The following is a 13,763-nucleotide window of genomic DNA, read 5'->3' on the forward strand; positions in this document are numbered from 1 at the left end:
AATATATTTGTATAAAGGTTAACAGTATAACTTAATACAGAATCCTACTTATGATCCAAGTAAGACACCTCTCAGGATAAAGCTTGAATTTTTCTGGCTACGCTTGAATGTAAAAGGACTATTAAATGCCCGCTGAATGGGGGAGTTAACCGATAGAAAACTGTCTCATTTGTTGGGTGCGAAGATAATTAATTGAGGAGCTCATGAAACCCTGCCTTTAGCTTAGTAAGAGTTTCCTTAAGTAGCCTTTAATTCACCTACTGAGCGATTGGGATTACATACGCTATTGCCAGATGGGTGCAAGTAATTGACTCTCCCGATTTTACCTTCAACACTTACACAAACCTATCAAGAATTTACAAGGAGCCATAGATGACACTAGCCATCATTGTTCATGGTGGGGCAAAAACCATCACAGAGGACAAGGTTGAAGCCAACCATGCTGGCTGCTTGGCAGCAGTAGAGGCAGGTTGGGCAGTGCTAACGGCTGGCGGCAGTGCCGGAGAAGCCGTCGAGGCAGCCATTCGCGTTCTCGAATCTGACCCGACGTTTAACGCAGGTTTTGGCTCCACGCTCAACGATCGTCAGGGACGGGTTGGCTGGAGATATAACTCACAGGATATGGCAGTCGCTTATATAACAGCAAACATGGACAAACCGGCTGTGTTTACCAACAAAGAAGCGGAAAGTTTGGAAAACAGGCAGGAGGTTTCAATGCCTGACGGTAACGGTAAGCACGGCAGCCCTCAAGACGTCCAATCCTAACTCTATGCTGTTTCTCGGCACCAGCGGACTACTAATAATCAACCTTCTACCTTTTGCTATATTACGACTCATCAACTAGACATCATTATGATTGCCAGGACGCAAAAGGAGTCACAATAATGGAGCTAGCAATCGCGATATTCTCACAATTAACTTGAACCATAGTGGTTTTCTATCGTATTCAGATAAATCGACTGCAATAGAGGCAGCTAAGTCATCTTGTAACATTTTTTCTACGCTTTCAACAAAGCGAAGATCGGCGACAAAACCCATCACTTCAAAGTTGAGGAAGAACGATCGATTATCTAGGTTTACCGTTCCTACCGCTGCCATATCGCGATCGATGAGCATGATTTTCTGGTGCATGAACCCATCCCTGTAGCGATACAGCTTGATACCCATTGCCTGCATCTCGGTGTAATACGAGAAAGAACATAGATAGACAAACAAGTGATCGGGTCGATTGGGTAAGATAATTCGCACATCTACACCGCGAATCGCTGCCAGTTTCAAGGTCATTAGGGTTGACTCATCGGGTACAAAATAAGGACTGGCAATCCAGAGGCGAGTCTGCGATTGATCGATCGCATTCACAAAGAAAAGATTACAGGCTGCTAACCGATCTGCGGGGCCGGTAGGCAGCACAAATGCAGTTTGGTTACTTTCTAAATTGGGTTTAATGTGCCAGTTAACTTCGAGAACTGTTCGAGTCGCCCAGTACCAATCTCGCATAAAGGAGCTTTGCAGACATTGTACTGTTGGACCTTGCATCATCATATGGGTGTCACGCCACGGACTCAGATGAGGATTTTTTCCCAAGTATTCGTCACCAATATTCAAACCACCCAAGAAAGCTATTTCACCATCAACGACTAAAATCTTACGATGGTTTCGGAAATTGAGCTGGAAACGATTCCCTCTGCCTTTGGTGGTGTTGAAGGCACTGACCTGAATTCCATTTCTTTTAAGAGATTTAATATAGGAGCGAGGTAGTTTGTTTGAACCAATTTCATCATAGAGAAAGTAAATACGTATACCCTGCTCTGCCTTGGCAATTAACGCTTGCTTAAACTCCTTACCGGATTTGTCATCGTTGACGATATAAGATTGCAGCAAAATATAATTTTTGGCTTGCGCGATCGCACCCAACATAGCTTCATAGGTTTGCTGACCGTTAATCAACAATTCGGCAGCATTCCCTGATGTAAAGGGAATTCCTGTAAAAGCCTCAGCTAGAGGTTGCAGTGCTGCTAATTTCTCTGGTAATGCCACCTGAAATTCAAGGATTTCACTGTATGCCTCACGAACAACCTTATCGTGTTGTCGGAAAGCTATGCGCATAGCTTCCGCATATCCATGAAATTTACTCCTGCCTAGAATCCAATACAACGGAATAGCTAGCCAGGGAAAAGTCACCAGAGAAATTCCCCATGCGATCGCGCCCTGCGAAGAACGCACCTTCATCACCGCATGGGCCGCATGGACAATCCCCAAGGCATGAACCACAACGGTCGCTGCACTAAAAATGGCTACAATGCCACCATCTACAAGCATCTTAATTTTTATTGACTATCGACATAAGAGAATTCTGCCAGCATTGGCTTGTGATCGGATGAAGAAATGTCGCCTAGGACTTTAGCACTGGCCTTCTTTTCCCTCAGCCCTCGGTAAAAAATATAATCTAGAGGAGGTGATAACAGAAACCGCTTAATTTTCTTTGTTTCATGGGGGGTAAAATCTACTGGCGTCAACCCCAGTCGAGTTGCCACGACTTCAAGGAGAGCCGCTCTTTTTCGACTCCAGGTATTGAAATCCCCTGAAAATATCACGGAGCCGTGATGTGTTGATAGAGCGAGTTCTAACTCATGCAGTTGTGTTTTAAATTTATTTAAATTGACAAAATTAATCAGATGACTATTGATAGTCATTAAAGTGTCTGTTCCATTAGATAGGGGATACTCAGTAATTAGTGAAGCTTTCGGAGTTTTAAGAATGGGTTCATGATGTTTAGTCATAATAGACCGTCTAGCGATCGGATTTATTTTAGCCGCTGTTAAAACTCCAGCATAAGCTTGATGATGAGTATCTATAAAATTAGGAGCAAAGCTCCAACTCATGTGTAGCAATTCAACTACCTGTTCTGCCTCTATCCCCAGGCGAGCTTCTTGCAAAAAGATAAGATCTGGTTGGTGTCGTTCAATGATTTTCAAGAAATCTCTAATCCAATCTTTAGTATAGTTTCTCTTGGCAATATTCCAATTTAAAACTTTAATTGAATTAACATTTAATGCGGATTCTATATTATGATTTTTATCAATTGTGGATTCTTTTAAGCGAATGAATCGGTAGGATGGCACAAATTTTCTTAACAAGGAAGCAGCCATGTGTTGTTGATATCTTGATATCAGAGATTGCGTTAAATGGTAAGAGGATGCTGAGAAGCGTCAAAAGTTGCTTTGAACCCCCTAAATCCCCCTTAAAAAGGGGACTTTAAATAACAAACTTGCCAATTTGCCCTAATTTCATAAACACTAACTATTTAATCTGCTGCTCATTGATATTAGTCTCATCTCGCTACTTTAGGTTGACACAGATAATAGCCGCACAGCTTCACCAAAAGGAAATAGTTCCAGAGCTAGCCCTCCCGGAGTCACAATCCAGAGAACGGGGAGCGCAGGCGGTTCTTGGGGAAAGGTGCCGTACCCATCAGTCAGGTAAACGCAGACTCCGGTTGTGTACCAGTCTCGATTGGCGCTGACCTTTTCAAAAAACGGGACAAAGGATGTGCCGCCCCCGCCTACTGGTCTGGGTATCTCACTATCATTGGTGAGAGAATAGGGGCCATAGGCTTCGGCATCAACATAGTAAAGTTCACAGTTGAGGTGAGGATAAGCGCTGAGAATTCCCCAAACTTCGCTGAGGAACAAGCGCATCTCGTCGTCACCAACAGAACCACTGGTATCAACAGCAACGAACACCTGCACGGACTCTCCTTCCAAGGCTTCTAGGTAAAGCCTGCGACCAATAAAGCGGCGATCGAACCCTGTAAAATCCGTCGGCGTTCGCACAAGATAGCGCCAGAGGTAGGAACGCCAGTCTAGCTGTGCTTGGGTTAATGCGCCTAGTTCTCGCTGCATTCCAGCAGGGATGCTTCCCTGGCTATTGCTAGACCGCGCTACAACCATCGCCTGCTGCATGGCATTTCGCCAGTGAGCTTCCAGCGATGTTTGCTTGGCTTGACCCAAACTACCATCGCACTGATTTCCCTGTCCTCCTTCTAAAGCATCAGGAGGTGGTTGGTTTAACAAGTCCAGTTCACACAGGGAGTAAACAATCATGTTTTTCAACAGGAGTTCATAGATTTCCTCAACACTCAAATGCTCGTGCTTAGGGTCCCGAATCCCACCTTTGGGGAGTTGAAAGCCGTTCTGTTGAGCAATCATCCCGTTGACTACAATATCAGCGGCTATATTCCAAAGCGTTGACTCTCGCTGTCCTCGACGCACCACATGGAGCAAAGCGGCATGTAGGACTTCATGCAGGAGCAAGCCATCGACTTCGGGGGAAGAGAGCGATCGCACAAATTCCTCATTAATAAAGATATCCTGTCCATCTGTAGCCGCAGTGGGCAAAGCCTGAGTCGCTTGGACGCGGGTAAACAGAGCTAACGTGGCGAAAAAAGGAGACTTCATCCGCAGCCGCAACAGCGAAGCGCTGATAATCCGCTCAATCTCTGGTGTTAGTTTCATAGCGCCACTAAGCCTTGAAAATCTTGCATAAATTTTTGCAGTTCTTCGCTCTGTTTCACCAACTGAGCGAGGGTTCCCATTTGCCCTTTGCTGCGCATACTTCGGAACAAGTCAACGGCAAATAGCTGCACCCACTCCACAGTAGCGGCCTGACTAATCCAGGTGAAGGCGTTGTAAGCTTGAGTGGCATCGCCCGCTCTTACCGCCAGACCAATGGTCGTGGCATAGCGGACTGATGGCTCGGTGGGAAATGATAGTCCATCGCCTTTGCCCAGGAAAATGCATTCCAAATCGGGCAAGGACTGGTATACCTTGACAAAAGCTGCAAACTCTGACTCTGTTTCCAGTCCGACGGCAGGGGCAATCTCAAGTGTAGCTTTATGCAGTTGACTCGCCATCACCCAAGAGCGGGGAGAGGGCCAAGCGGGTTGTTGGGGGTCAAGTTTGTGGAGCAAGCTGGGGCGGAAGGAAAGGAAGGCAATAATTTGCTCGTGGACTTTAGTCGCAAGGGCATAAGTTTTGAAGCTCTCGAAATCTGGCTTGACTTGCAAGTGCAAAAAGCGATTCGCCAGAGGTGCAGGCATATCAAAAACCGTTGCTCTATCTTCTTTGCGATTGCCTGCTGCCCAGATATGCCAACCTTCGGGGACAGTGTAGGAGCCAACGCGACGGTCTAAGATTAACTGTTGGGCTACACCTTGCATGGCAGGTGGAGCCATGTTGAGTTCGTCGAGAAACAGGATGCCTTTGCCGTCACGGGGGAGGAATTCCGGGGGATACCATTTGGAGATGCCGTCTTCAGCAACGGGGAGTCCGCGCAAGTCGGTGGGGGCGAGTTGAGAGAGGCGCACGTCTACGAAATCGATTTTGTGTTGTTGGGTGATTTGGGCGACGATGCTAGATTTACCAATACCGGGTGGCCCCCAAATCATGGTGCTGATTTTCAGGTTCTTGCTGACGAGGTTATTGAGGTAAGTTTTGAGAGCAGCAGGAGTCATACGATTTTAGATTTTGGATTGACGGTTTTGTAAATTAGCTTTGGCAGCAGCACGAACGATGCGATTAGCATCTTTAACCAAAGCCTTGAGAATATTGGGTGGAGTATTAGAGTTCTGAGCAATGGCATAACGCTCTAGCCAGACTTCAGAGCAGTAGTATTTGCCTAGGGCTGGATAGGGAGCTTGGGGGTGCAACAAAACGAGGAAACGCATCAAAGAAGGGGTAGAGTCTTGGGGGTAAAACTTCAGCGTCGCTTCTAACAAGGGACTGACTGGGGTTTTGGGGTGCCTAGCGACAAACTCACGAAGATACTGATGCACATCTTGTGCCAACTGCTCTAAGTAGGTAGAAAAAATTAAACAGAGCCATGTGAGGATATGTAAAGACTGGTGCAGCTACGCCGTAAAGTGTCATGTCATCTCTACAGACAACGCTAAAGGATACAAGTGTCCCAACCCTCAGGTCATTATGCCAACCTCAGGGGTTGTTTGAGTTTTAGGTATTCCAATCTGGATGTCTTTTTTTCATCTGTTGCTTTTAATGTCAAGATTGTCACTGAGAGGAAATAAAATACCCTTACATGACAATTGGAACACAAATCAATGTTTGACTATAGCTTTGAACAACCCAACTTTCGTCGAGAAATTCGCTTGGGACTGGTTGTTTATGGCGGGGTTTCACTAGCCATTTACATGAATGGAGTCTGCCGAGAATTTTATAATACTGTACGGGGTCGAGGGATCTATAAGCTAATTAAAGCCCTGACCGATTCTGATATTGTTGTCGATATTATATCCGGAACCTCAGCCGGGGGAATTAATGGGGTTCTCCTGAGTTACGCCTTGGCCAATAGCAATTTAAGAGAAGTAATTGATTTTGCTAACTTTGCCGATATTTGGCGCGAGAGTGGCGATATTCTCAAGCTGCTACGTGAACCGAGTTCTAGCAATACAAAAGTTGAGTCTGTATTAAACGGAGAAGGTTATTATCAAAATCAGCTCCAAGAAGCCTTTGGTAAAGGCTATAGCAATAAGAACCCCGCACCTAAAGGTGAGTGGGCATCCGATTTTAATGAGCTGGATTTATTTATAACTGGAACAGATGTCTTTGGACGAATTTATAAGACATTTGATGATACGGGAAGCGTTATTGAAATTAAAGACCACCGTGCCGTCTTTCAGCTCAAACATCGTCGAGGGCGCAAAGAACCCTTTAACCCCAAAGGTGACGGTTTCTCTATCCAGCTTTTCTCGGAAGAAATTTACCAAGCTCTGGGGAAACTGTGTCGGATTACCTCTTGTTTTCCTGTGGCATTTCCGGTAGTCGAGGTGGAATTAAACGGAAGTAAAAAAATCGATCAAAAGCTAGTTCAATGGGGACAGCTTGACAAGCGTGAGCTTGTTGACGGTTTTCCGAATCAAGGGGAAAAATTGTATTTTTTAGATGGTGGTGTTTTGGATAATCGTCCCTTTAGTTACACGATTAAGGAGATGTATTATCGCACAATGAACCGTCCGGTGGAGCGCAAGTTATTTTATATCGATCCAAGTCCAGATCGGTTCATTGACGACGAGAATTTCAAGAAAATGGTTAAGCCCAATACTTTAAAGGTTATCCAAGATGTTTTAGTGGGGATACCGATGTATGAAAGTATTGGAAATGATTTAGAGGCTATCAAAACTCATAATGAGAAAGTCAGGCGATACAAGACTCTCTTGGCTGATACAGACAGTCCCACCCATTCAACGACATCAACTGTAGAAGCGCTCGATATCAAAGAGAGTATTTATCTACAGAGTCGGTTGATTAGCTTGCGCGATCGCGTCCTTCCTCTAGTATTGAGAATGGAGCAGGATTTTAGAGTTGATTCTGACAAGCAAGCCTACTTAGAAAAAGCCGCTAACATCCTCAACGAAGTGATTACGGCAGAGAAAGAAAAAGAAAAACGGGACAAAATTCGCCAAGCTTTTGAGAAACAGATTCGTAACTTAGATGTTGAATATAGCTTAAGGAAGCACTTCTATCTGATCCAAATTCTCTGTCAACGCCTGGAAAGGGAGACAAATCCGGAACAATATCAAAAACTGCGTTACCTCTCAGAGAGCAGCTCCCGTCAAATCAAACTTTTGGAAGTGATTCGAGAAGCCTTGAATCAGTTATTAAGCAATCCCCTAATTAGCGATTCGTTCTATCAATTGCTGGCACAACCCAAGCCAGATAATCAGATGCAGGGTCATCTCTATGAGCATCTCCTGCGACTTCATCGCTTTTTACTCGATGCTGTTGGCTTAGATAACTTTTCACCCGCTAAGGGCTCGGATTTAGAAGAAATTCCAGCCAATATTTTTCAAAATTTGCCCTTGATAGCAAGAGAACCCTTTTATAACCAATGGTTATCGCAGCAGCGCATCTCTTCAATTTTATTGCAGCTCAAGCAGAAAATCAATAAATTGCAAAATCAGCAGGATATTGAAGAAGCAATTTGGAAAAATCTGGCCTTTAATTATGATAAACAAGAAAATGAGGCGTTTGAAACAATTTTACGCAAAGTAGAACTCGCTTCTGAAGCTTTGATTGAGACAAGTCAGCTGAGCGATCGCGAATCAATTTTGAATCAGTTTCAAAACTTTAGGGATTTAGATAAAGTTCTGTATCCCTTTGAATATTTGATGAATTTAACTGAAAAGGAGCTAATCGAAACCGTTCGCATTAGTCCTAACGATGCCAAACTGGGATTAGGAGAAGGCAAAACCCTAGAAGATAAATTAGCAGGAGACACCTTATATGCCTTTGGTGGCTTTTTTAAGAAATCCTGGCGTTCTAACGATATCCTTTGGGGACGACTCGACGGACTGAATCGAATTTTTGAAGCCTTATTAACCCCTGAGTCTGTAAAAAGATTTCCCGAATTTCTGGAGCGCCAAGGCAACTGCCGTCGAGGGACACCAGAGTTTGAAGCCTTCACTGCTCAATACTTGGAATTTTTGCTCGATGAGTCCTTACCCAATACACCCCAAAGCGAGCGCCAGGAGATTATTCGTGATCTAAGTCAACTTGCTAATCCGGAAAACCTCACTGAACAGGAATTTAAATTAATCATTGAGCGCTTAGTCTCTACTTTAGTGCTTGAAGGTCATCGCGAGATTGTAAAAACAGATTTACCGAACGTACTTCAAGATGAAATTGCCGAGCAACTCAATTGGAATCAACAGCGAGTTAAACCCCAAAAGGTTACTAAAAGAAGGAAAAAATCTCCCAATCTTGAAGAGGAAACCAAGCCTGAATATCAGCCCGTTCCAGGATACTTTGATCGCAGCGTGAGTGCCCTAGCAGCGGCGAAATTAGCGGAGGACGCGATTCTTAATTTATCTCTAGGGAATTCCGAACGGTTTTTTCGCGAAAAATACAATGTAGGTCAAGAGACAGTTTTGGACAGTATCCCTCGAATTATCTTGGCAAATCTTTCAACGAGGTTCGCTCTAATTCTGAGAAATATCATCTTAACGACATTGGGTAAGCGCTCCTCAATCTTACGGAAGAGTCTGACCTATAACATTCTCGATAAGTCGTTACAGGTGTTTTATGGATGGTTGCAATTTACGGGCCCCTTAGCGGTTCAGACTTCTAAGTACCGACCCATTTTCTTAGTTCTTCAGCTAATATTATTGGTGCTTGCGATCGCGGGTGTAGCGATCGTTGTTTGGCAGTCTTGGGTTTGGGTTATGGTTGCTGTGAGTGCAACACTACTGTTTTGGTTGCTGGAGATTATTCGGCAAACGGCATCTAGGAGAAGTTAGTTATGAGTATCACTCGTAAATGGTCTGCCAATCAGCAGCGGGCGATCGAGATTCTGATTCGCCTCAAGCGGCTGTATCCAGAAGCGCCCTGTACGCTGAACTACGAAACACCTGTACAATTGCTGGTCGCAACCATCCTCTCGGCTCAATGCACCGATGAACGGGTGAATCAGGTTACACCGGCGTTGTTTGGTCGTTTTCCTACAGCAGCCACTCTAGCAGCGGCAGATTTAGCAGAAATCGAAACCTTAGTTCGCTCCACTGGCTTCTATCGCAACAAAGCGAAAAATATTCAAGGTGCCTGCCGCATGATCATGGCCGAGTTTGGGGGTGAAGTGCCCAAACTCATGGAAGAACTCCTAAGGTTGCCAGGAGTGGCTCGGAAAACGGCGAATGTTGTTCTGGCTCATGCTTATGATATCCATGCAGGCGTTACTGTAGATACTCATGTCAAACGCCTCAGCAATCGACTAGGCTTAACCGAGCATACAGACCCCATTCGCATTGAGCGAGATTTAATCCGGCTTTTGCCACAACAGGAGTGGGAAAACTGGTCAATTCGGCTGATTTATCACGGTAGGGCTATTTGTCAAGCCCGTAAACCTCTGTGCGAGGCTTGTGTTCTTGCCGATTTATGCCCTAGTGCTGAGCTATCTAGCTCACAGCCTACCAAAGCCAGTCTGGTGAAATCCACTGCCTCTGTACCTGCAACGAAGTGAAGCCATCGGATAAGATGGAAGATGCTGTCTTTTTTGGACTCTAGGACCCTCAAAAATTCATGGCGAAAAAAAGCATGATTGAGCGCGAAAAAAAGCGCCAAAAGCTGATCGATAAGTATGCTGACAAGAGAGAAGAGCTGAAGGAGCAGTTTGAAAATGCTGCAACTCAGCGTGAGAAGCTAGAAGCTCACCGCAAGCTCCAACAATTGCCTCGCAACAGTGCGCCCAACCGTCTCCGCAACCGCTGTTGGGTCACTGGGCGTCCACGTGGCTATTACCGCGATTTTGGATTATCTCGCCATGTGCTGCGGGAATGGGCGCACAAAGGTTTGCTGCCTGGGGTTGTCAAATCCAGCTGGTAGGCTAACAGGTTGGCAGGTTGCAGGTTCGCAAGTTGCCAGTTAGAAGATGAGTCTGAGCCTTAAAACGAATGGCACTGACTTAAGGGAAAAGTGATCGTTTCTTGAGAAAAACCCAGATTGGGGGGTCTCCCCCCAAACCCCCCACTGGGGGACGGAGTGCCTCCCCCAGACCCCCTGCACAAAGGTTCTTGGGTGAGGTAGGGAAGTTATTAAGTCAGTGCCATTCGCCTTAAAACCTTCAACCTTAAAACCTCCAACCTTCAACCCCTAATTCCCGCAACAGCGGTCAATGCCCAGACTCTGTAAAAGTAAATCACTGACCGCATTAGCGATCGCAAACTCGCTATAAAAACTTTCTCGAAAGTCAAACGCCTGCATTTCAGTCAAAATCGCAATCACCAGCGATCCCAAGTCATTTTCGCCTTCCATCCGCTGGCGGACAAAGATTTGGGATGCCCTTCGGGCTATGTGCTGATTAACGGGTTCTGGGATGAACTCGTGATCGAGCCAAGTGGCAAGTGCCTCTCGCAGCCATTCCCCTTCCTGCTGGGCATTCTGGGGAGGTGGGAGTGTAATCGGTGGAATGGGTTCAGCCATAGCAAGCTAACGTGACCAGTCGTCCTCATCTCATTTTACGTTGCTGAGTCGTATTGGAAGCTAACCTCTGAAAGGGTAGCTATAAGGGCTACCCCAACCTTTCACATCAGCAACGTTGACAGAAGCCGATTAATCGATCAGCGCAGGGGAACGCCCAGAGAGCAGCGTTTTTGTAGAAGACTCACCGGCTTTTTTCAACTGTCGCGTGAGCTGAAGGCTCAAAAGCCCAAATGTCAGTGATTGACCAATAACCGCGAGGAAAACACTGAATCCGGTAACATTTTCTAAACTCACCCAAGGAAAGGCTGAAAACAGCCAAATCCCAGGGTTGATTGTCGGTGTGATCGAGAAGAATCCGAAAATAATCGGAGGTACAACAATCAATCCTCCTAAGCTTGCCGCCGCCCAAATAGCACGCTTTGGCGTTTTCATCAAGAGCATGAGTTGTGCAACCGTCGCATAAAGAATCGTTAAGCTAGAACTGACTAATAGCCCCCAAAATGCAGGGATTTTGTATTCACTCTCAGGCCATAGCAACATCCAGGGTAGCAAGATGGAAGATGCGATCGCTAAATTCAGTGCTACTGCCACCAAGGAAGGGCTTCTTTCACCCCAAATCAAATCCAAAAATACGCCTCTTCTGCGAACAGATTGCTCCTTGTGACGATAACGAGCCCAATCTTGCATCGCTTGTCGCTGTGGGCTTAGCGCAGCGATGAGATACAAAAACAACAGCAGATTAAACACTAGCAGAATCTGAAAATGATCAAACGCACCTCTTGCATAGTTCTTCCAGCTCGTCACCTCAGGATTGAGGGCAAATCCTAGCAGTACCGCTTCAAAGCAAGCCGTCAGCCAGTAACTCTGTTGCTTACCTAAGAGAGTAGCAGTAGGGTTATGGAAACAACGTTTGAACCCTTGCCCAATCCAGTAAGTCCACAACCCGTAGTTGAATACCATCAAACCTGCCATACCCCAACCGCTAGAACCTACAGGCAGATAGAAAAACTTCAACTCTCTTAAGCCATAGGTATAGCTGGGATTAGGCGTAGCAGAAGCATCTAGAGAATGGGAGCCAATCAAATAGGGCAATACAAACTCTGGATTAAACAGCAATAACCAGTCCAATGGCGAACGGGTGGTGTAGCTGCTATTAGCCAGCATCATCGTCATGGGGTACAGGAACAAGAGCAGTACACCACTACCCAACCACGGTTGAAAACCCCCTAACCATTTGCCAACTAAGCCAAAGAGCAGAGCCAGACTGTAGAAGAACAAGCAGCTGGCACCTAAGACGCCGTAGTAGCCGAAAATTAAAGGAAGAGGGATTTCACCCGACAACCCGGCTACAAAATGTAAAGGTACAGCCAAAAAGCCCACCCAATAAAGCAAAATCGGGACTCCTAACATTTTCCCGATCAGGATGCTTGTACTGGACTGAGGAGTAAGGCGCAAAAAGTTCAGCGTGCCACGACGCTCTTCTTTCGCCAAGTCACCAATTAGCATATAAGTACCAACCAGTAACAGGGCAAAAATCCCCATAATGCTTAGCCAAATAAATACATCTTTCCACCAGAGAGACCAGTTAATCACAAAGCCATTGAAGCCATCCGAGAGGCAGATAGGAGTAGAGTACTGTTGTTGGGCTGTCTCCGTGCAATATCGGTTATATATGGCAGTCGCACTCTGGTTCGGCACCGGGAGTTGACTAGAGAAACTCATCAGTAATATGAGTTGGCTGACAAGAGAAACGGCTGTGGCAATCAGAATATTACGGGGTATGAGACGCCCTTTGATTTCTCGGAATAATTGCGGATTTGATTCACCAAGTTGGTCGAGCCAAGGTAAGGACATAAAGGTTTTCTCAACTACAAAGCTTTCGGTTTCGTCAGTTGGAGCTTCTTATTTCAAGCCGCTAAAGGGTAGGGAAGGTGACTGAGTAAAAAGCTTCTTTGAGGTAGAATTACCCAGTTTTCGGAATTGTCGCGTCAACTGTAGAGTTAATAATCCGAGTATACTCACTTGAGCCAGCAAACCCAGGAAAATAGTTGTCGCGGAGGCATGGGTAAGGGCGACTATTGGTAAGGGTGACAACAGCCACAAAAACGGCAAGTGCAGGGGGCTTATACCCATAGTTGCCCAAATTCCCAATAGTGCTCCTCCTAAAACCCCTACCGTACCAACAATGCAAACCGATTGCTGCCATCGGCTCATAAAAAGCATGACTTGGGCGATCGCAGCATAAATCAAAATGACATTCAGGGTGAGGAGTAAACCCAAAAGTGCCTTTGGAACTGTTAAATCCTTGTTAGACTCAACCTGTCCGAGTCCTAGTACAACCCAAGGTAACCAAATTGCAGCAGTGAGCAGGAAATTAATGGCGATCGCAACTAATACCGGACTCTTTTCGCCCCAAATTAAATCCTGCATCAAAGAGCGATTCAACAAACCTTTGTCAGTAAAATGGCTTGTGTGTCGATACCGCGCCCAATCTTCCAAGGTTTGGGGACGGGGAGACAAAACGCCACTCAGGGAGAGAAATCCTACTGGGTTGAAAACAAACAGAGTGAACCCACCCAGAAAGACTTGAGAATCTGAAGGACTCTCACTCCATTGAGGGACAAAGAACCCTAACAGCCAGACTTGAACACTAGCGACTAACCAGTAACTTTGTGACTTGCTCAAAACAGTGGAATTGGGGTTACGAAAAATTCGATTAGCGGCTTGCCAAATCCAGTAAGTTGCCACACTCAAGGTAATTAGCATCCAGAGAAC

10 protein-coding genes and 2 pseudogenes are annotated in these 13,763 nt (G+C 45.6%); 4 read left to right on the forward strand and 8 right to left on the reverse strand.

The genetic code is table 11. The features are described 5' to 3' along the window. Positions 1–372: 372 nt before the first annotated feature. A pseudogene (locus tag V6C93_RS38145) lies at positions 373–579 on the forward strand (isoaspartyl peptidase/L-asparaginase); the annotation flags it as partial. Between the two features lie 297 nt (positions 580–876). Here V6C93_RS38145 and cls read toward each other — a convergent pair. The 5 genes from cls to V6C93_RS09545 all read right to left on the reverse strand — a co-directional run bounded on the left by cls (position 877) and on the right by V6C93_RS09545 (position 5,845). Next, positions 877–2,319, reverse strand: coding sequence for a cardiolipin synthase (gene cls / locus V6C93_RS09525; protein ID WP_333476419.1), 1,443 nt, complete (start codon positions 2,317–2,319; stop codon positions 877–879). An 8-nt stretch (positions 2,320–2,327) separates the two neighbouring features. Continuing rightward, complete coding sequence (locus tag V6C93_RS09530) at positions 2,328–3,149, reverse strand: endonuclease/exonuclease/phosphatase family protein (protein ID WP_333476420.1); 822 nt, start codon at positions 3,147–3,149, stop codon at positions 2,328–2,330. Between the two features lie 195 nt (positions 3,150–3,344). Beyond that, a complete protein-coding gene (locus V6C93_RS09535; protein ID WP_333476421.1) occupies positions 3,345–4,514 on the reverse strand; it encodes a DUF2201 family putative metallopeptidase in 1,170 nt (389 codons plus the stop codon). Further along, positions 4,511–5,512, reverse strand: a complete 1,002-nt coding sequence (locus V6C93_RS09540) for a MoxR family ATPase (protein WP_333476422.1) — start codon at positions 5,510–5,512, stop codon at positions 4,511–4,513. The genes V6C93_RS09535 and V6C93_RS09540 overlap by 4 nt, the downstream gene beginning before the upstream one ends. Before the next feature lie 6 nt (positions 5,513–5,518). Beyond that, on the reverse strand, positions 5,519–5,845 hold the full coding sequence (locus tag V6C93_RS09545) for a hypothetical protein (protein WP_333476423.1): 327 nt from the start codon (positions 5,843–5,845) through the stop codon (positions 5,519–5,521). A gap of 270 nt (positions 5,846–6,115) precedes the next feature. Between V6C93_RS09545 and V6C93_RS09550 the strand changes: the two genes are divergently transcribed. Genes V6C93_RS09550 through rpsN form a run of 3 tightly spaced genes read left to right on the forward strand, consistent with a single transcriptional unit; the run spans position 6,116 to position 10,391 of the window. Next, positions 6,116–9,310, forward strand: coding sequence for a patatin-like protein (locus V6C93_RS09550; RefSeq protein ID WP_333476424.1), 3,195 nt, complete (start codon positions 6,116–6,118; stop codon positions 9,308–9,310). Positions 9,311–9,312: 2 nt separating this feature from the next. Continuing rightward, the gene (gene nth, locus V6C93_RS09555; RefSeq protein ID WP_333476425.1) at positions 9,313–10,029 is read left to right on the forward strand and encodes an endonuclease III; all 717 of its coding nucleotides are present in this window, start codon (positions 9,313–9,315) and stop codon (positions 10,027–10,029) included. A gap of 59 nt (positions 10,030–10,088) precedes the next feature. Continuing rightward, positions 10,089–10,391 (forward strand): 30S ribosomal protein S14, encoded by a 303-nt coding sequence (rpsN, locus tag V6C93_RS09560; RefSeq protein WP_333476426.1) that lies wholly within the window; start codon positions 10,089–10,091, stop codon positions 10,389–10,391. A 267-nt stretch (positions 10,392–10,658) separates the two neighbouring features. Here rpsN and V6C93_RS09565 read toward each other — a convergent pair whose 3' ends face one another. The 3 genes and pseudogenes from V6C93_RS09565 to V6C93_RS09575 form a co-directional block, all read right to left on the reverse strand. Beyond that, entirely contained in the window at positions 10,659–10,988 is a 330-nt protein-coding gene (locus V6C93_RS09565) for a hypothetical protein (protein ID WP_333476427.1), read from the reverse strand. Between the two features lie 129 nt (positions 10,989–11,117). Then, positions 11,118–12,842, reverse strand: a complete 1,725-nt coding sequence (locus V6C93_RS09570; RefSeq protein ID WP_333476428.1) for an ABC transporter permease — start codon at positions 12,840–12,842, stop codon at positions 11,118–11,120. A gap of 48 nt (positions 12,843–12,890) precedes the next feature. After that, positions 12,891–13,763, reverse strand: a pseudogene (locus V6C93_RS09575) (hypothetical protein); the annotation flags it as partial.

Source organism: Allocoleopsis sp. (assembly GCF_036703385.1).
Taxonomy (GTDB): Bacteria; Cyanobacteriota; Cyanobacteriia; order Cyanobacteriales; family Coleofasciculaceae; genus Allocoleopsis.

Excerpts from the sequence above, each read along its gene's own strand:
- cls (WP_333476419.1), bottom strand. The coding sequence starts at position 2,319 with ATGCTTGTAGATGGTGGCATTGTAGCCATTTTTAGTGCAGCGACCGTT.
- V6C93_RS09530 (WP_333476420.1), bottom strand. The coding sequence starts at position 3,149 with ATGGCTGCTTCCTTGTTAAGAAAATTTGTGCCATCCTACCGATTCATT.
- V6C93_RS09535 (WP_333476421.1), bottom strand. The coding sequence starts at position 4,514 with ATGAAACTAACACCAGAGATTGAGCGGATTATCAGCGCTTCGCTGTTG.
- V6C93_RS09540 (WP_333476422.1), bottom strand. The coding sequence starts at position 5,512 with ATGACTCCTGCTGCTCTCAAAACTTACCTCAATAACCTCGTCAGCAAG.
- V6C93_RS09550 (WP_333476424.1), top strand. The coding sequence starts at position 6,116 with ATGTTTGACTATAGCTTTGAACAACCCAACTTTCGTCGAGAAATTCGC.
- nth (WP_333476425.1), top strand. The coding sequence starts at position 9,313 with ATGAGTATCACTCGTAAATGGTCTGCCAATCAGCAGCGGGCGATCGAG.
- rpsN (WP_333476426.1), top strand. The coding sequence starts at position 10,089 with ATGGCGAAAAAAAGCATGATTGAGCGCGAAAAAAAGCGCCAAAAGCTG.
- V6C93_RS09565 (WP_333476427.1), bottom strand. The coding sequence starts at position 10,988 with ATGGCTGAACCCATTCCACCGATTACACTCCCACCTCCCCAGAATGCC.
- V6C93_RS09570 (WP_333476428.1), bottom strand. The coding sequence starts at position 12,842 with ATGTCCTTACCTTGGCTCGACCAACTTGGTGAATCAAATCCGCAATTA.